The organism is Barnesiella sp. WM24 (genome assembly GCF_004570975.1).
In the GTDB taxonomy this organism is placed as follows: Bacteria; Bacteroidota; Bacteroidia; order Bacteroidales; family Muribaculaceae; genus Muribaculum.
Genome location: NZ_SPPC01000001.1, coordinates 335,748 through 353,625, shown reverse-complemented (window position 1 = coordinate 353,625; position 17,878 = coordinate 335,748). Strand labels below are relative to the sequence as shown.

General features: G+C 49.3%; 13 protein-coding genes. 12 read left to right on the top strand and 1 reads right to left on the bottom strand.

All coding sequences use genetic code 11. The features are described from left to right. The first annotated feature begins 48 nt into the window (after nucleotides 1-48). The 11 genes from prfB to E4T81_RS01490 all read left to right on the top strand — a co-directional run bounded on the left by prfB (nucleotide 49) and on the right by E4T81_RS01490 (nucleotide 15,600). A protein-coding gene (gene prfB, locus E4T81_RS01540; RefSeq protein WP_135040789.1) for a peptide chain release factor 2 occupies nucleotides 49-1,168 on the top strand; the annotation gives its coding sequence in 2 pieces (ribosomal slippage) (nucleotides 49-111 and nucleotides 113-1,168; 1,119 coding nt in all). 18 nt (nucleotides 1,169-1,186) lie between these two features. After that, nucleotides 1,187-1,963: an acetylglutamate kinase gene (gene argB, locus E4T81_RS01535; RefSeq protein ID WP_135040788.1), complete on the top strand. Its 777-nt coding sequence runs from the start codon at nucleotides 1,187-1,189 to the stop codon at nucleotides 1,961-1,963. Between the two features lie 247 nt (nucleotides 1,964-2,210). Beyond that, nucleotides 2,211-3,356: a phosphatidylserine decarboxylase gene (locus E4T81_RS01530; protein ID WP_135040787.1), complete on the top strand. Its 1,146-nt coding sequence runs from the start codon at nucleotides 2,211-2,213 to the stop codon at nucleotides 3,354-3,356. Between the two features lie 35 nt (nucleotides 3,357-3,391). Beyond that, nucleotides 3,392-5,005, top strand: coding sequence for a putative glutamine/gamma-aminobutyrate antiporter GadC (gadC, locus tag E4T81_RS01525; RefSeq protein WP_135040786.1), 1,614 nt, complete (start codon nucleotides 3,392-3,394; stop codon nucleotides 5,003-5,005). A 156-nt stretch (nucleotides 5,006-5,161) separates the two neighbouring features. Then, entirely contained in the window at nucleotides 5,162-6,397 is a 1,236-nt protein-coding gene (locus E4T81_RS01520; RefSeq protein WP_135040785.1) for an MFS transporter, read from the top strand. Nucleotides 6,398-6,438: 41 nt separating this feature from the next. Then, nucleotides 6,439-7,722: a porin gene (locus tag E4T81_RS01515; RefSeq protein WP_135040784.1), complete on the top strand. Its 1,284-nt coding sequence runs from the start codon at nucleotides 6,439-6,441 to the stop codon at nucleotides 7,720-7,722. Between the two features lie 127 nt (nucleotides 7,723-7,849). Beyond that, nucleotides 7,850-8,863 carry an aspartate-semialdehyde dehydrogenase gene (locus E4T81_RS01510; protein WP_135040783.1) on the top strand — a complete coding sequence of 338 codons (1,014 nt, stop codon included), beginning with the start codon at nucleotides 7,850-7,852 and terminating at the stop codon, nucleotides 8,861-8,863. 165 nt (nucleotides 8,864-9,028) lie between these two features. Further along, nucleotides 9,029-11,188, top strand: a complete 2,160-nt coding sequence (locus E4T81_RS01505) for a cation:proton antiporter (RefSeq protein WP_245206975.1) — start codon at nucleotides 9,029-9,031, stop codon at nucleotides 11,186-11,188. A 147-nt stretch (nucleotides 11,189-11,335) separates the two neighbouring features. Then, complete coding sequence (locus E4T81_RS01500) at nucleotides 11,336-12,682, top strand: hypothetical protein (RefSeq protein ID WP_135040782.1); 1,347 nt, start codon at nucleotides 11,336-11,338, stop codon at nucleotides 12,680-12,682. A gap of 3 nt (nucleotides 12,683-12,685) precedes the next feature. Continuing rightward, nucleotides 12,686-14,758 (top strand): TonB-dependent siderophore receptor, encoded by a 2,073-nt coding sequence (locus E4T81_RS01495; RefSeq protein ID WP_135040781.1) that lies wholly within the window; start codon nucleotides 12,686-12,688, stop codon nucleotides 14,756-14,758. After that, nucleotides 14,758-15,600 carry a DUF4249 family protein gene (locus E4T81_RS01490; protein ID WP_135040780.1) on the top strand — a complete coding sequence of 281 codons (843 nt, stop codon included), beginning with the start codon at nucleotides 14,758-14,760 and terminating at the stop codon, nucleotides 15,598-15,600. The genes E4T81_RS01495 and E4T81_RS01490 overlap by 1 nt, the downstream gene beginning before the upstream one ends. A gap of 22 nt (nucleotides 15,601-15,622) precedes the next feature. Here E4T81_RS01490 and E4T81_RS01485 read toward each other — a convergent pair whose 3' ends face one another. Next, a complete protein-coding gene (locus E4T81_RS01485; RefSeq protein ID WP_135040779.1) occupies nucleotides 15,623-16,804 on the bottom strand; it encodes a GlmU family protein in 1,182 nt (393 codons plus the stop codon). 717 nt (nucleotides 16,805-17,521) lie between these two features. On the opposite strand from E4T81_RS01485, the gene folB reads away from it, so the two are divergent. Further along, nucleotides 17,522-17,878: a dihydroneopterin aldolase gene (folB, locus tag E4T81_RS01480; RefSeq protein ID WP_135040778.1), complete on the top strand. Its 357-nt coding sequence runs from the start codon at nucleotides 17,522-17,524 to the stop codon at nucleotides 17,876-17,878.

Genomic DNA, 17,878 nt, shown 5'->3' with positions numbered 1-17,878 from the left:
AAAGACAGAAATTGAATTATTAACATATTATTAACCAACCATAATCAGATGATTACATTTGAACAGCTAAAAGAGACGATAGAGCGCAAGGATGCGCTGGGGAGGTATCTTTGACATCGACAGTAAGCGTGTCGAAGTAGAAGAGGAAGAACTGCGCACACATGTGCCCGACTTCTGGGAACATCAGAAAGAAGCACAGGCGCAGATGAAAAAAGTAAAGGAACTGCATCAGTGGATTGACGGCTACGATGAGCTTGACAAGGCGGTCGGCGAGCTTCAGCTTGCCTGGGACTTTCTGAAAGAGGGGCTTGTCGAGGAAGAAGAGATTGACTCCATGTATGGCTCGGTGATGGAGAAAATCGAGGCGCTTGAGCTGAAAAACATGCTGCGTCGCGAGGAAGATTCACTCGGTGCGGTGCTGAAGATTAATTCAGGTGCCGGAGGCACGGAGAGCCAGGATTGGGCGTCAATGCTTATGCGCATGTATCTGCGTTGGTGTGAGGCAAAAGGCTATAAGGCTTCCATCGCCAATATCCTTGAAGGTGACGAGGCAGGTATAAAGTCGGTGACTATCGATGTCGACGGCGCGTTTGCCTACGGTTATCTTAAAAGTGAAAACGGAGTCCACCGTCTTGTCAGGGTGTCGCCTTACAATGCTCAGGGTAAGCGCATGACATCATTTGCATCGGTATTTGTGACTCCGCTTGTCGATGACACCATCGAGGTGAAAGTCGACCCCGCCGCCCTGTCGTGGGATACATTCCGAAGCGGTGGAGCAGGAGGTCAGAACGTGAACAAGGTCGAGTCGGGCGTCAGGTTGCGCTACCAGTTTGTCGACCCTTACACCGGAGAGAAGGAGGAAATCCTGATTGAGAATACCGAGACCCGCGACCAGCCCAAGAACAAGGAAAACGCCATGCGTCAGCTCCGTTCCATTCTATATGACAAGGAGTTGCAACACCGCCTTGCCGAGCAGCGTAAGATTGAAGACGGCAAGATGAAGATAGAGTGGGGCTCGCAGATAAGAAGCTATGTGTTTGACGACCGGAGGGTTAAGGACCATCGCACCAACTGGCAGACAAGTGATGTCAACGGAGTGATGGATGGTGACATCGACGGATTCATCAAGGCATATCTGATGGAGTTTGCCTCGGAGTCGGAAGAATAATTTAATAAAGTTACAACAATGAAAGATAAGCTCACGGTAATAAAGGTGGGCGGCAAGATTGTCGAGGAGGAGGCATCGTTGAATAGCCTCCTTCGCGACTTTGCTGCAATAGAGGGTTTCAAGCTTCTTGTGCATGGCGGAGGCAGGTCGGCGACAAAGATTGCCGCCGCTCTCGGAGTAGAGACGGTGATGGTCGACGGAAGGCGTGTGACTGATGACGCTATGCTTGATGTCGTCACTATGGTCTATGGCGGTCTTGTCAACAAGAAAGTGGTGGCAAGGCTCCAGGGGCTCGGCGTGGACGCTCTCGGCATGACAGGTGCCGACATGGACATAATACGCAGCCACAAGCGACCGGTGAAGACTGTCGACTACGGCTGGGTAGGCGATGTCGACCGTGTAAACGGCGAGGCTCTCGCGTCATTGTTGCGTTCAGGCGTCGTGCCTGTCATAGCGCCTCTTACCCATGACGGTGACGGTCATCTTCTGAACACCAATGCCGACACCATGGCAGGGGAGACGGCAAAGGGGCTTGCTCCTTATTTTGATGTCACCCTTGTGTATTGTTTTGAGAAACCGGGTGTGTTGCGTGACGAGAATGACGACAATTCGGTCATAGCCGAGATTGACACAGCTATGTTTGAAAAATTGAGAAATGACGGAATCGTAACCGGCGGCATGTTGCCCAAGCTTGAAAATGCGCTTGACGCAGTAGGCAAGGGAGTAAGCGAAGTCGTGATAACGCGTGCGTCGGCTCTTGACAATCTTGACGGCGGCACTCACATAAGGCTCTGAAGTCACATTTGTCTACAGATTAATGGTCGGGCGGCAATTCGTTGAGGATTGTCGCCCGATTGATAATTAAATAGTGAGATGCATTGTTAAAATACTATATTATGTAATCTTTTTTAGCCTGCCGATGTTGAAATGATGTATATGATTAAAAAGAATATCAGTCGGGTACATTGACGCGTGAGAATATTTCTTGATGCCCGGTACCCCACAGAATAATATAATTCAAACTTAACAAAACACAATTACTATGGCAGACAAGAAGTATTCTCCTGCGGTGCAGGAACTTGCGGACCTGATTAAGAAAAACAAGTGGGAAGACAAGTTTAACCAGGCTATTGAAAAAGTGGTGTCCTACAAGATTCCCGGATTGTCCGACATGAAGACTATCGAGGATTATCTTGATTACCTTGAGGCTTATGCTCACTGGGTACCTGCTGAAAACAGCGAGGGCACACATGTGTATCAGCATCTTTTCCGTTCATTCTTCCTTCTGGATCAGGAACCGGTCAAGTCGTTGCAGACACCATGTCGTCCTGCCGACAAAATGCCTGAACTTACCCCGCTGTCAAAGTGGATGGTAGATTACTGCTACGCAATCGGTGACTGGCTTGACAGTCCTGAATCAATCACTGATGCCAGTGTCAAGTCATTCTATGACTGTGCGGTATATAACATGAACGAGTATCTTGAACCCCGTGGCGGCTGGAAGACATTCAACCAGATGTTTGCGCGTCACGTGAAACCTGGATACCGTCCTATCGCAGCAATTGAAGATGACAAGATCATAGTGCATCCTGCCGATGCATGCTTCGGTGGACAATGGGAAATACGCCCCGACACTCATGTGCGTATCAAGGGTCTTGACTGGAGTATCGACGAACTTCTTGAGGGAAGCCCTTACAAGGATAAATTCAAAGGCGGCATGTGGTGTCACTCCTTCCTTAGCTGGACCGACTATCATCGTCAGCATGCGCCGCTGTCAGGTATAGTGCGCGAGGCGCGTGTTATCCAGGGTGCATGTTATGTTGACCTTGTGGCTGTGCCTGATAAGGTAAATCCTGCCACCAATCAAGTCGAGGCATGGCGTGCTACCGCTCCTGACCAGGCCGGTTATGAGTTTATGCAGACCCGTGGATTGATCGTGCTTGAAACAAAATATGGCTACGTCGCTATTCTGCCTATCGCTATGCCGCAGGTATCGTCAGTTGTGGTTACGGCAGAAGAAGGCATGGCTCTGAAGAAGGGCGATGAGATTTCTTACTTCCAGTTTGGCGGCTCTGATATAGTATATCTGTTCTCTGCCAACATGAATGTCTCAATCTCCGCTCATCTCGGCACTCACTACAAGGTAGGCACCAAGATTGGTGAAATCTATCCGGTGGTAGAGCTTTAGACAAAATAATCTTTCAACCAATAAAAACTTAGGCTATGGCTGCTCCCGATGTAAAAAAGCCATCAGTTCAGCCTAAGGAAAGCAAACCCGCGAAGGCTCTCATCTCGACCGGTGCGATGACCGTAATGATTATCACGACGGTGGTGAGCCTCCGCGGACTTCCTTCCCAGGCGGAATTTGGCATACAGTCAATTTTCTACTATCTCTTTGCTGCGATAGTGTTTCTTATTCCTTTCTCTCTTGTGTGTGCCGAACTTGCCTCGACTTATACTCATTCCGGAGGTCTCTACCGGTGGGTATCGGAAGCGTTTGGCACCCGTTGGGGATGGTCGGCGATGTATCTTGAATGGCAGACCCTCGTAATATGGTTTCCTGCCGTGCTTATGTTTGGCGCCGTCTCTCTTGCCTATATTTTCTGGCCGGAATCATTTGACGCCCGCCTTGCATCCAACAAGATTTACACTCTTATCATAGTGCTTGGTGTCTACTGGTTCTGTAATTTCATGGCGTTCCGCGGCATGAAATCGTCAAAGATGCTAAGTACGCTTGGCGGACTTTTCGGAACAATCGTTCCGGGGGCGATTCTTATCGTGCTTGGCGTGGCATATTTCTGCATGGGCAAGCCTATCATGCTTACTCATGAGTCATTTTTCCCTGATTTTACCAAAATCGGCACAATAGTGCTTGCCGCGTCTATATTCCTGTTTTATGGCGGAATGGAGATGAACGCCGTACACGTGCAGAACATGCGTGACCCTGCGCGTCAGTTTCCTAAGGCTATGTTTACAGCCGTGGCTGTAATCGTTGCTCTGTTTGTCTTTGCGACTCTTGCCATAGGCTTTGTCGTCCCGGCGAAGGATATCAATCTGCTTGCGTCGCTTCTTGTCGCATACAATGACCTTTGGGCGTCTATCGGTGTGCCCTGGCTCGGCAACGTGATGGCTGTGCTTATCACTTTTGGAGTCATAGGTCAGGTCAGCGTGATTATCGCCGGCCCGTCGACCGGACTTGTCGCCGTGGGCGAGAGCGGTTATCTGCCGCGTGCACTGCAGAAGACCAATTCCAAGGGTGTCAACAAGCCTATCCTTTATGTTCAGGCATTGTTTGTGACGTTGCTTGCATTTGTGCTTGTCGTTTTGCCTTCGGTCGAGTCGGCTTACCAGGTGATGTCGCAGATGGCTACCGTCATATACCTGATTCTCGTGTTGATGATTTACTTCGCTTTTATCCGTCTGCGTCACACCCAGCCCTCGAAGCGTCGCGGATTCCGGGTGCCCGGCGGTAAATTGGGCGAGGTCATTGTTACCGGAATCGGCATTCTCGGTGCGGTTGTGGCGATGATATTGAGCTTTATTCCCCCGTCGCAGATTAATACAGGAAGCCCTGTCGTCTATGTGCTTATCATTTTGATTGGTGCTGCTGTGTTCTTCTGTGTCCCTCTCGTCGTTTATGGCTGCCGTCGTCCCGACTGGCGTGACCCGGCTGTCGCTGACAAGTTCTACCCGTTTGACTGGCAGATAGAAAACCGTAAACCTTCTCAGGTGTCGCGGTGGAGTGCCGGCTATGAGCCTACTCCCGCGGAAGTGTCGGCTGCCGTGGCTCGAATCTCAAAGGAGGAGGGTGAGCCTGCTGATGCTTCCGGGAAGTGATAATCGGCTGTCTTGAGGCAGCGGCTCTTGAAATGCTGTTTAGTGAAGGCTGTGTGTCATGATTCCGGTCATGACACCGCTTTCATTAAAATTTAAAAGAGTCATCTCCGGTAAAATATTTATTCTGGTTAATTTTTCAAGAGCTATCCTGAGATTATGAAACGTATAGCTACAGGCAGGGGATATATTCCGTTGCTGACATTGATTGCCGTGTGGTCGATGTCGTTGGTCGTTGATCTTCCCGGACTTGCCATATCTCCGTTGATAAGCGTGATTGACAAGGTGTTTCCCGGTGCGACTCATCTCGAATGTCAGTTGCTTGAGATTCTCCCCAATTTCTGTATTTTCCCTTTTATACTGCTTTCCGGCAAGCTGTCTATGAGCCGTAACAAGGTGGGGCTTGTCGTGGTGGGGCTTGTCGTGTTTTTATTGGCGGGGATTGCTTATTTCTTTGTCGACTCGATTCTCGGGCTTATAATCGTAAGCTGTATTCTCGGCATGGGTTGCGGGCTTGTCATCCCCCTTGCCGCGGGATTGCTTGCCGAAATCTTCACCGGGCGCTATCGGCTTGAACAGATGGGTATAAAGTCGGGTATTGCCAACGGCACACTCGTGTTGGCGACGCTTGCCGTCGGGCTTATCGAGGGAAAAAACTGGCACCTGCCGTTTGTCGTCTACCTCTTGCCGGTCGTCCCATTGGTGATGTCGGTGTTTCTGTCGCGCAGGTTTCTTTCGGCAAACGGAGGCTCAGATGTGGCTACTCCCGTGCAGGCTCACATTAAATTGGCGGGATTGCCTGCCGGAGTTGTGCGCCGCCGCATCATGGGAATAATCTTTTTCTATCTTGTCGTGACAATCTCGGGAATCACACTGTCGTTTTTTATCCCGTTTCTGATGTCGGCTCATCACATGAGCGATGACGCTACCGGTTATGTGAGCGCGGTGTTTTATCTGATGGTGACATTGCCGGGGTTTTTCCTTGGCAAGATTGTGTGCGGATTGCGCAGGTCGACAATTCCGGTGTGTATAGCCATGATGATTGTCGGTCCGCTTATAATCGCTTTCTGCCCGTCGCTGACGGCTTATTTTATAGGAGCGTCACTGATGGGGTTCGGATATGGTGCCTTGCAGCCGATTTTCTATGACAAGGCGTCGGAACTTGCCCCGTCGGCCGCTCATTCCACAAGGGTGCTTTCATATGTCATGTCGGCAAATTATATCGGTGTCGCCGTGTGTCCGCTTTTCTTTGTCGGCTTAAATTCGGTAGTGGCGTTTGTGATAAGCGCGGCATGTATGGCGGTCGTGCTTGTGGTGGCGATTCTAAGGCGTCATTCATTTACGTTCAGTGTCGATGACGAGCTTGCCGCCTATGGGAAGAAACACCTTGATTAGCAATATTTATAATATGGATTTTATTACTTTAAAGTTACTTTATGATGATGAAAAAGTCGGTGTCAACTATTCTTGCCGTCACATTTTCGGTGTTGCCGGCAACCGTTGCAGCCCAGGCTGTAGAAGATGATGAAACAATTGTCACTGTAATCGTCGGCGATGATAACGCAGCCGTAGATGTCCAGGACGAGTTTGTGAAAAATGCGCCTAAGCGTAAAAGTGACAACGGTTTGCCCCGATTTGCAATCGTCGGGAAAGACAATAAGTTTTACCTTGGTATAGGCGCTCAGTTTCTTGGCGAAGGGCTGGTGGACTTCGGCGGAGAGATGCCCTCGCCTTATAACTTTGTTCCGTCGGCTATCACTCCGGCTACGCCCGGCAACGGGTCGTCGTTACGCTTTACTGCGCTGACATCCTCGTTTTACATAAACGCAGTCGCTCTTCCGGGCACTAAGGATAAGGTGGGGTTATTTTTCAAAGCGCAGATAAATGACGGTAACGATTATGGCTTTAATGTGTCACATTTCTATGTGACTTACCGCGGATTCCAGATCGGTTATACGTCAAGCCTGTTTGCTGATGGTGCGGCGATGCCATTTACGATTGATGCCCAGGGACCTAACGGCTCGGCTAACATGTCAGTGTTTACGGCAGGGTATATACATGAATTTTCTTCATCTATAACGGGAGCTATCGGTATAGATGCCCCGACTGCCGATATAACTGCGGGAGACGGTACCTCAACCGTGAATCAGCGCATACCTGCCGTGCCGTTGTATCTGCAATACGGATGGGATGGCGGTGCAAGCCACATAAGGCTGTCAGGACTTGTCAGACCTATGCAATACCGGGATGTTGTCGCGGGTAAGAACCGCACTCCTGTAGGGTGGGGCGTGCAGCTCTCCGGTCTTGCCAAGGTGTTGCCTGCGCTGACGCTGTATTATGATGCCACTTATGGTCACGGCGTGGCTGACTACCTGCAGGATAATACGGGCATGGGGCTTGACGCCCTGCCCGATGCCGACCGTGACGGGCGATGCCGGTTGATGAAGTCAATGGGACTGACTGCGGGTATGTCAATCGGACTTACCGACCGCCTGGTGTTTAACGGCGCTTACAGCCATGTAACCAACTGGGCTCCGTCGGGGGCTGTTACTGACGACAGCCGTTACCGTTACGGCGATTATGTAGCGGCAAACCTTATCTACACGGTCAACAAGATTGTAGGTGTCGGCGTGGAATATGATTATGGACACAGAAAGTCATTTGGCGGCGAGGGGTTGCATGTCAACCGTGTCCAGGCTCAACTTTCCGTTACATTCTAATATAAATTCCGGTCGGCACTTGACAATATGTGCCGACCGGTCTTTTTTTGTCACATAATTTTGCAAAATTTGGATAAAAGGAAAGAATTGTATAACTTTGTGCGATTAATAAAGAAAACGGAAAGCTATGAGAGTTGCGATAGTTGGCGCGAGCGGCGCCGTAGGTCAAGAGTTCCTTCGTGTACTTGACCAGCAGAATTTCCCTATTGACGAACTGTTGTTGTTTGGCTCAGTCCGCAGTGCAGGACGTAAATATACGTTCCGCGGCAAAGAGATTGAGGTCAAGGAGCTTAAACACAACGATGACTTCAAGGGAGTTGATATCGCATTTGCTTCTGCCGGAGCCGGCACGTCGCGCGAATTTGCCGAGACCATCACCAAGCATGGCGCCATCATGATTGACAACTCAAGCGCGTTTCGCATGGATGACGATGTGCCTTTGGTTGTCCCTGAGGTAAACGGTGACGACGCTTTTAACACTCCGCGCAATATCATAGCCAATCCTAACTGTACGACCATACAGATGGTGGTGGCTCTGAAACCTATTAATGACATCTCGCCGATAAAGCGTGTGCATGTCGCTACCTATCAGGCTGCGTCAGGTGCCGGAGCTGCGGCTATGGATGAGCTTGTAGAGCAGTATGCCCAGCTTGGCAGGGGAGAGGAACCCACCGTTGAAAAGTTTGCCTATCAGCTCGCCTACAATGTAATCCCTCAGGTTGACGTGTTTACCGACAACGGTTATACCAAGGAGGAGATGAAGATGTACAACGAGACCAAGAAGATAATGCATGCGCCCGACATCGAGGTGAGCGCCACATGTGTGCGTGTGCCTGTGATGCGTGCCCATTCCGAGTCAATCTGGATTGAGACGGAGAGCCCCGTGTCGCTTGACGCTGCCCGCAAGGCTCTTTCCGAGGCGGAAGGTGTAGTTGTCTTCGATGACCCTGCAAACAAGAAATACCCGATGCCGCTTGACATCGCAAATCAAGACCCCGTTTATGTGGGACGTCTCCGCAAGGATCTCACATGTGACAACGGTCTGTCATTCTGGGTGGTCGGCGACCAGATAAAGAAGGGCGCAGCGCTTAATGCCGTGCAGATTGCACAGTACATGCTTGCCCACGGTAAGAAATTTTGAAGATTAATATATCCTTATAAGAAACCTCTGTACAAACTAAGATTTTATTCTTTTAAGCCTTTATTTTATTTACGAAAGGAGTCGACGAGAGCCGCCTCCTTTTTTTATTGGTGAAAAATTGCTAAATTTGTGGATGATTTTTCCAGAGAATGTAGTATGGGCGTTATGAATGCAGCAGTTCTTGTCACTGACCCGGTGCTGATATTTTTTATCGTGCTGGTAATAATATTGTTGTCTCCTCTGTTGCTCAATAAGCTAAGGATTCCCCATATAATAGGGATGATTGTCGCGGGAATTGTCGTGGGTCCCTATGGAATAGGCCTGCTCGCCCGCGATGCAAGTTTTGCTATATTCGGTCAGGTCGGCATCCTGTATCTCATGTTCCTTGCCGGAATAGAGATTGACATGTATCATCTGAAGAAAAATCTCAAAAAAGGTCTCTGTTTTGGTATGTACACCTTTCTTGTGCCGATGATACTCGGCACGGTGTCATCCTATTTCCTCCTGAAACTTGACTGGCTCACATCGGTGCTGCTTGCTTCGATGTATGCGTCCCATACTCTTATCGCTTATCCTGTCGTCTCGCGTTTCGGGCTGACAAAGACTCCGGCTGTCATTATCACAATCGCCGGCACTATCGTGACAGTGCTTGGCGCGCTCATTGTGCTTGCCGTGTGTGTCGGTATCTATTCCGACGGGGCGTTCAATATCGGTGAGGTATTGCGGCTGATGTTGCGTCTTGTGATTTATTGCATCGTTGTCGTGTATTCTTTCCCGAGGATGACACGATGGTTTTTCAAGAAATACAGTGACAATGTGTCGCAGTTCGTATATGTTCTGGCGATGGTCTTCCTGGCGAGTTTCTCGGCTCAGATGATAGGGCTTGAAAGCGTGTTGGGAGCCTTCTTTGCCGGTCTTGTGCTTAACCGTTACATCCCTAACATGTCGCCGTTGATGAACCGTATCGAGTTTGTCGGCAATGCGATTTTCATCCCGTATTTCCTTATCGGTGTAGGTATGCTGATTAATGTCGGTGTTGTTGTCAGAAGTTGGGACACGGTCTATGTCGCGGCTGTCATGACTATAATGGCGACGGCTGTAAAGTGGATTGCCGCGTGGATGACGCAGCTTACCTATAAGATGAGCGGCGCCGAACGAAGCATGATATTCGGGCTCTCCAATGCTCAGGCGGCGGCAACGCTTGCCGCGGTGATGATCGGCTTTAATATCGGGATGTTTGACGAGAATGTGCTGAATGGCACTATTGTGATGATTCTTGTCACATGCACAATCTCCTCTATAATCACCGAGCGCGCGGCTTCAAGACTGAAACTGCAGCAGCTTGAGTCAGAATCGGAGGTAAGCGAGCCGCAGGGCAGGTCGTCCAATACATTAATCTCTGTGTCCAACCCTATTACCGCCGGGTCGCTTGTCGAGCTTGCCATTCTTACCCGTAATCCGGGCATAAAGGGAAACAAGCTTTATGCGATACACGTGCGCAATGATAATTCCGCCGGCTCAAGGGCGATAGGCCGAAACTCGCTTGACGTGGCGGAACAGGCTGCGGCGAGTGTGGACGCAAAGCTTATCCCGATTGAACGTTACGACTTGAATGTGGTGACCGGTCTTGTCAACACTATCGAAGAGCGGGATATTTCTGACGTTATAATCGGCATGCACCGCAAGGCTACTGTGATAGACTCTTTTTTCGGCAACAAGATAGAGCAGTTGTTGACATCTACCCATCGCATGGTGGTCATAACCCGATGCTTCATCCCGGTCAGCACGATTACGCGTATCGTCGTGTCAGTGCCTGACAAGGCTCAGTATGAGACCGGTTTCCGTCGTTGGGTATTTTCCATCGGAAATCTCGCGCGCCAGCTCGGATGCCGTGTGATATTCTGCTGCCATCCCGACGTGCAGCCTTATATACGCGGAGTGCTTTATAAAGAGAAATATGACATCCGCGCCGAGTACCGTGACGTGGAGGATTGGGATGACTTTGTGCTTCTCGCCAACCGGGTGCTTGACGATGACCTGTTTATTGTCGTGAGTGCGCGCCGCGCGTCACTGTCGTTTAATTCCGGCATGGATGAGATGCCCGGATTCCTGCAGAAGTATTTTTCACGCAACAATCTTGTGGTGCTATATCCTGAGCAGTTTGGCTCGGACGTGACAAATGCTTCATCAATCGACCCGCTTGCCAGTGATGTCACAGCGACCCCGAGCGGGCTCTGGTTGCAGCTGCTTTCCTACTATCGTAAGCTGATACAGTTCAGGAAGCGGTTCACTCAGCGAAAACGCGTGAAGAAAATAGATCTCTGATGTCGATTGGTGCAGTTTAAGCATCGAAATGACATGTTTAATCGGTTTATTGTACATGTTTGGCATTTTTGGACATGGTTTGTGTTAAATATTGTATAATTATGCTTATTTTTGCATTAAATAAATCATTTTATCACAATTAAGACTATGAAATTATTTAGACTATTTGGAATGGTTGCGTTTTCCGGACTATTGATGACCGGATTTGCTTCATGTGGCAGCGATGAACCGGGCAATGACGAGGGTGATGATCCTGTGGTTGAGCCTGGACAGGTTGATGAGACTGTCAACCGTCAGTTGACATCGGCCGAGGCCGGTAATTATCTTGATGAGACGGCTACAAAAATCAGTGAGATGTTTGATCCGGCCGACCAGAAAGAGGTTATTGATGTATTTCAGAATTTTGTCGACCGATATGGTTACTACGAATTTGATGAAGACTACTTTAACTTTGAGACAGGTGGAAGAAGCATGCTTGCCGAGATGGCAAAGTCATTTGTAATCGGACTTTCTACCGGCGATCCCGGAAGCCTGTCGCGTGCGGCTAACACGTTTGTGACACGTTACGAAATATCATTTGACAAGCTTAAAGGTGTCTATACACCTGACACCCGTAACCAGGTGTGGAAGCGTGACCCGAGCGGCAACGACATTGTGTTCCGTTTCGGCACTACCGAATTTAAGGTTCAGGTGAGCGGAGGCAACTGGGACATTGAATTTGCTGATTCTTACGATGACTGGTGGGATGACGCCACTTATGTTGAGGAATACAAGGTGACTGTTCCTAAAAACATCGTGATGACTGTGACTGACTCAGGCAAGGAGCTTGTAAAGAGCGTTGTCGAGACCAATCTTGATGTCAATGGACGCAATTTCCATGTAAAGACTTCGCTCCGCGCGGCTAACATCACTCTTGATGCGCTTGTGGACGGAAACAACAATCTTATATCCGAGTCGCAGTCGATGACTGTGGGCGGTCAGCGTTTCCTGACTACAGTTACTTCTGTCAACGGCAGCCACCTCTGTGACGTGGAGTATCTTTCAGAGATTTTTGACGAAGACGTTGAGTCAGCCGTAAGCAAGATTGACAATACATTCGGCAAGGGTGTGACCTCGGTAAACATCTGTGACCGTGTTCAGATAAAGGCTGAGATAAGCAAAATCGGCACACTGATGGCTGCCGGCAGCTATGATTCCTACACTTATTATAACAAGAATGCCGAAAACGATGCTGTAAAATTTGCTTCATCGCTCAACAATAACGTGAAGGCTCAGATGTATTTCGGAAATACTTCTGTCGCGCAGGCTGATGTGCAGTGGCAGAAATGTTATTATGAATACTATGCCGGCGTGGGCGATTGGTATGTCGAGCCTGTGATAGTGTTTGGCGATGGCAGCCGCTTTACTTTTGAGGAGTATTTCGACGAGTCGCGCTTTGCTAATGCCGAAAACAAGTTCTTGAGTCTCGTATATCTGTACGAAAGTCTCTGGTAATAATTGAGAACAAGACATTTGACTCTTGCATATATGAGCTGTGTCGCCCGCCGGGCGGCACGGCTCTTGTTGACTGTAGGCATGGCGGCAAGTGGCGTTGCCTGCTTTGCCGTGGAGTCACGTGACAGCGTGGAGTTGCGGGAGGTGGAAGTTGTCGCGACATCTACAAGGACCACACGCATCGGTGAATCGGGGGCGTTGACCATGGATGCCTCGCTTTTGGGGCGGACGCTGCGTTCGTTGGGCGAGGCTGATGCCGTAGGTTATCTGAAATTGCTCCCCGGTGTAAGCGGCGGCAGCGACTACGGGTCGGGGCTTTCTGTTCAAGGCGGCGATTATTCCCACACGTTATTTCGCATTAACGGCATGCCGCTGTTTTTTCCGTATCATTTCGGAGGGATATTTTCCGTTGTCTCTCCGATGCACTTTCCTCTGGTTAAATTTGAAAAGGCTATACATGACCGTTCCGCTCCGTCGAGACTTGGTGGCATAGTGGACATGTCCACGCGCAGGGACAAGCTTGAAAGTGTGAGAGGGTCGGTAAATATCGGTGTCATATCCTCGGGGGTCAGTGTCGGATTCCCTCTCAGCAACACAGTCGATCTGACTGTCACGGCAAGAACCTCCTATATTGACCGCCTTTACGGTAAATTGCTCAAGGGGAAGAGTTCAGCGATATATTATAATCTCAGAGATGTTTGCGTGACTGCGGCGTGGACTCCGGGAGAGTCGGATCGCGTTACCGCTGACTTTTTTCTCAATTCCGACAATCTGAAGGTCACGGATGACGCGTATGCGCTCGGTACTGTCATGAAATGGGGCAATGTCGCCGGCTCTGTCGGCTGGTGTCACCGGCTTTCTCATGGAGAGATTACTAACACCGCTTATTATTCCGGATTTAACAATTCGCTGACGATGGAGATGCCGCAGCTCGGTATCAGAATGCCGTCAGAAATATCACAACTGTCGGTTAACGGGCGGCTTGACTTGTCGCTTGACCGTAACTGGCGGCTGAAAACCGGATATGCGCTTATGCTTAACCGCGTGATTCCGCAGTGGGCCGATGTCAATGGCTATTCACGGGGAAATGCGGAGCTTGTTAAGGAGCATAGCCGTGAAGCGGCATTGTTTGCCGAGATTTACCGTCGGGTTGTGCCGTCGCTTACGCTTTCGGCAGGTGTACGTGTCACCGGATATGAGCAGGGCTCCTACGGGACTGTGCTTGCCGATCCGTCGGTCACAGCGTCGCTTTCCCGACCGTGGGGCGACCTGATGATGCAGGTTGCAAGTTACAGCCAGACTCTTCATCAGGTAGGATTCTCAGAGATAGGAATGTCGTCAAATTTCTGGATTGGCTCCGACGGGTCGCTTCCCGTTCAGAGGGCATTGTCGGCTGCTGTCAATTACAACCGGTCATTTCTTGACGGGCGATACACGATGTCGGTTGACTTGTATTATAAACGTTTGCGCGGATGCTCCGAATATGACGGCATAATCCTCGGATTGCTTGACGGCAATTATCAGTCGCGCGACAATATATTAAGTGGCAAAGGCTATAATTACGGGGCTGATATTATGGTGTCAAAAAATTTCGGAAAGCTTACAGGCTCTGCCGGCTATGCCTATGGGATAGCGCGCCGGATGTTTGACGATAAGACAGGGTGGGTGACCGCTTCGTCAGAGCTGCGTCATTCGGTCAATCTGTGGATTCGTTACAACCTGTCGACTCATTGGTCGCTTTCCTCTGTGTTCACTTACACTACCGGGCGGCCTGTGACACCGATAAAAGCGTTTTATATGGTCGGTGAAAATGTGTTTATGGACTACGGCAGGCGTAACTCCGGCAATCTTCCTGCCTATCATCGGCTTGACCTCTCTGCTACATACTCGTGGACTACAAGGAAATGGCTGAGTCTGCGACATTTTATAAATCTTTCGTTGCTGAACGCTTACGGTCACCGTAATGTGGATATAGTCGGGTTCAATTATGACAGTGACGACAATCTCTTTTACCGCAAGGAGGTGACGTCGCTTTACCGGTTTATGCCGTCGGTCAGCTATAGTGTGGAATTCTGATGAGATACAGACTGTTATACATATCGTTGATTTCAGTTGTCATGACATGGCTTGTCGCCTGTAACAACACGACCGCCCCATCGGCCCCGTCACTTGTCATTGACGGGTGGATTGATTCCGACGGCTATCCTGTCGTCGTGCTTACCAGGACTATTTCACCCGGCGACTCCAAAAAGACTCCTGTTGCCGATTGTCTTGTGAGATGGGGGAAGGTCACTGTGTCAGACGGGGAGCGGGAGGTGGTGCTTACAGGCTCTTCTAATGAAAATTATTTCCCTCCTTATATCTACCGTAGTTATGAGATGAAAGGAGAGCCGGGCAGGACTTATTCTGTCACGGCTTCATATGACGGCATGACAGCATCATCGTCATGCAAAATGCCATCCCGACCACGGATTACCGGCGTCGTGACCCGTAAGGTGCAGGACTCTGACTCGTTGTGTGAACTCACGCTGAACTTTGTGCCTGCCGCAGGCGAGCGCTTCTATCATATAGTGACGCGACCTTACGGCAGCAGGGGACGCATGCTGCCCTCATTTATGGGGGCTGTGAAAGCCGATGTCGGTGCTGATACGGTAAGTGTGCCTGTTTATGCGCCTAAGACCGATACCTCACCCGATGATTTCTCGCCATATTTTAAAACGGGCGATATTATCGAGGTGGCGTTGTGTACAATTACGCCTGAGGTCTATGACTTCTGGCTCGGATATGACGAAGAGGTGGCTTTTGGCGGAAACCAGTTTGTAACGTCGTCCGGCAATCTTCAGTCCAATGTCATGAATGGTTACGGAGTATGGAGCGCACGCGGAGTTGCGCTCCACACAGTTGTCATAGCTCCGTAATGTAAAGAGTCCTGACCGACTCTTATTTGTAAGTCTCCGCTATTGAATAAATCGAATTGAAGATTTCGATGTCGGTATCGGTCAGCTCGACATGGCGTCGCGCCATTACGCGTCGTGCGATGTCAAAGAATTTGGATAGTGACACGTCGCTGAAGCCCGCAGCGCCGCCTTCGCTGAATGACGCTACGAAGTTGCGAGGAAATCCTGACCCGTGGATATTGCATCCTACACCTACCACTGTGGCGGTGTTAAACATGGTGTTGATGCCGGCTTTTGTGTGGTCGCCCATGATAAGTCCGCAGAACTGGAGCCCTGTGCGCAGGAAACGGTGGGCTGGGTAGTTCCAGAGTTTGATTTCCGAATAGTCGTTTTTGAGGTTGGAGGCGACACAATTGGCGCCGAGATTACACCACTCGCCGATGACGGCGTTGCCGAGAAATCCGTCATGACCCTTGTTGCTGTATCCGATCATGACCACATTGTTGAGCTCGCCGCCTACTTTGCAGTAGGGACCGATGGTCGTTGCGCCATATACCTTTGTGCCCATGTTTATATAAGAGTGTTCGCAAAGAGCGAGAGGCCCTCTTACACATGATCCCTCCATAATCTCCGCATCGCGACCGATATATATGGGACCGTGGGTCACATTGAGCATCGCCCCTTCCACTGTCGCGCCTTCTTCAATAAAGATTGCCGGAGTGCCGTCGCTGAGAGTGGGCGAGCCGATAAGGGTGCATGTAGGGCTGAGTGGTTTCGAGCTACGGTTTTCAGTCAATGTGCGGTAGTCGGCGGCGAGGGCTTGCTCGTTGAGCATAAATATGTCGGGCAACGTTTTTATTGCGAGCACGTCATCTTCAAACTGCACTGTCGCCTCATGGCGCTTTCCATGACTTGCAATCAAGGTGTCGCCGATGAAAAGTGCCGTAGCCTGCGGCAGCGACTCGATTGCCTTGACAAGGTCGGCTGAAGGACATACATTGCCGGCAATATAAAGGTCTTCATTAGTGTCTGACTCTTTTATCGGATATTTTGGCGAAAGATATTCGACTGTCCGGTAGGAATAAGTGCCCGGTAACGCTTTTTCCCATTTTTCCCTTATGGTCATTATGCCGAATCTTATGTCGGCTATAGGTCGGGTAAATGTAATGGGTAGTAGATTTTCGCGCAAGTCGGCGTCGTCAAAAAGTATGATGTTACGTGTCATGGTTTCTGAATTAATGTTTCTACAAATGTAAGAAAAATTATTGAGATATGGTCAATTGATAATGGTTAGAGTGCATAAATATGCAGATATGCATAAATTAGACGATTTTTAACCTCAAAATCAATGAAAATTAAATATCAGGTAATCAGTGATTTGTGTAAATTTATATGTTAAATAACATAGTTTTATTGCATGGTTTAAGAAAAAACATCTAACTTTGCACCGTATTTAGTTGTATATAGTAGTGAAACGGGGAGAAAGGAAACCCCGATAAATATTAACTAAAACTTTATAGTCATGAACAAGATGATTAAGTTTTTTAAAGAGGGAGTCAATTCATATGTAAGAAACATGAGTGACCACCAGTTGTTCAGGATTACCGGCGACTGCACTCCTATGTTTGACGAAGAGAATTAGTATGAATCGCCCCCGCCCGGATGCCGCCCGGGGCTTGTTGAAGGAAGCGGCACACTTGAGAATGAAGAATGTTTTAGGAATTTAAAGAAGAAGTGTTATGAAGAAGTTTTTTAAGAAAGTACTTACTTGGTACTTTGAAGCAGCATCAGAGATGTACAAGTAAAAAAAACTTGCATTAGTGAGCAAGTAAATGAATTTAGGTTTAAAATTAGAGAATCGTGAACATCTCACGATTTTTTTGTGCCCTGACGTCAGGAACAGGCAAAAATCACTATCTTAGCCATCCTGTTTTTTTTAGTTATGGATAAATTGACTACATCAGTTGAAATAGAGCGTCTGGCAGTGAGGGCGCGTCACGGTGTCTTTGACCAGGAGCGTAAGGTCGGAAACGATTTTGAGGTCACCGTAAGAGTTGACTATCCCTGGGATATAGACTCCGATTCGCTTGACGGCACTCTTAATTACGGTGAGCTCGTGGCGCTTGTGAAAGAGGAGATGGCAAAGCCGTCGGCTCTGCTTGAGCATGTGGCGGGAAGGATATACCGGCGTATAACGGACCGGTGGGATGCAGCCACAGGAGGATATATAAAAATCTCCAAGCTCACCCCGCCGGTCACGGCACAGCTTGCCTCAGCCTCGGTCAGCATCAGGTGGTGA